This is a genomic window from Campylobacter sp. CNRCH_2014_2452 (genome assembly GCF_025772865.1).
Lineage (GTDB): Bacteria > Campylobacterota > Campylobacteria > Campylobacterales > Campylobacteraceae > Campylobacter_D > Campylobacter_D lari_D.
The window spans coordinates 1-1,109 of the sequence record NZ_JAKMSX010000030.1 but is presented as its reverse complement, the minus strand read 5'-3'; the positions used below and the strand labels follow the sequence as shown (position 1 = coordinate 1,109).

Sequence of the window (1,109 nt, the reverse complement as noted above, 5' to 3'; positions counted from 1 at the left end):
ATTATAATTAATCATAAATCTTATAATTACAAGAGCAATTACCAAGCTTATAACACCAATAATGATTTGTTGTATTAAAGCTTTATTTACCGGGTCTTTATAGATTTTTTCATCTGCAATCACACAAACATTATATCCTGTTGAAGATTTCTGACAAATCACAGCCTTGCGAGGAGCATTTCCATCTTCAATTAACATTGGTGAGCTTGAAAGAAGTCCTGATTTTCCTTCAGGTGTTGAAAGATATGATTTTACTATATTTTGACTTAATTCATTTTTTGTTAATAATGCCTCAGAAGATTCATGAAAAAGTATAGTTCCATCATTATCTAAAACCACAGTATATCCGCTTTGTGACCTTCCCATTGATAATACATTATCTGAAAAAGTATTTAAATCATAATTTCCACCTACTGCACCTATAAATTTACCATTAACAACTATAGGATATGAAAAAGATAAAGAAGGAGCTTTTAAGCTAGGGGCAATATAAGGCTTTGATATTACAACTTTGTTTTCTCCAGAAGCAACACTTGTGTACCAACTTCTTGTTCTAGGATCATAGCCATCAGATGGCATTTGATGGTTTCCATTTGATCTAATCATTGCACCATTGTGTGCAAGTCCTACATATAGCACATCAAAACGACTAGCTTCTTTTGCAACTTTAACCATAGTGTAAATTTCTTCTAAACTCGCATTAGGATTTTTTTGCAATTCAGAGGCGACAGATCTAATAGCATCGCTTCTTGAAGCAGTGTAGTCATCAAAATTCTTTAAAACATCTTGCATTGTTTTAACTTGTATATCATTGATGAGTTTTTGAACATCATGCTTTACTTCGGCATAATTAAATGCATTTGCTATAAATAAAATAGCTATAATTGCTAAAAAAACAAAAAAAGTTAATTTTCCCGTTAAACTTCTTGTAATGTTTTTCATAATGAATTATCCTTGTTTAAAAATTGTAAATTTTAAGGGAAAAATTATCTTGTATTATTTTTAATAAAAAAATGCATTATTTAAATATAAAAAAACTATTTTTTAATAAAAAAATTATAAAAAATAACAATCACATCCAATCAAAATCACCAACCCCAGCTTAGCAA

At 29.0% G+C, this 1,109-nt stretch carries 1 protein-coding gene; it reads right to left on the bottom strand.

Annotation, left to right across the window (positions count from 1 at the left end):
* On the bottom strand, positions 1–942 hold a 942-nt coding region (locus L8X38_RS08380; protein WP_263661769.1), incomplete at its 3' end, for a cache domain-containing protein.
* Positions 943–1,109 lie beyond the last annotated feature (167 nt).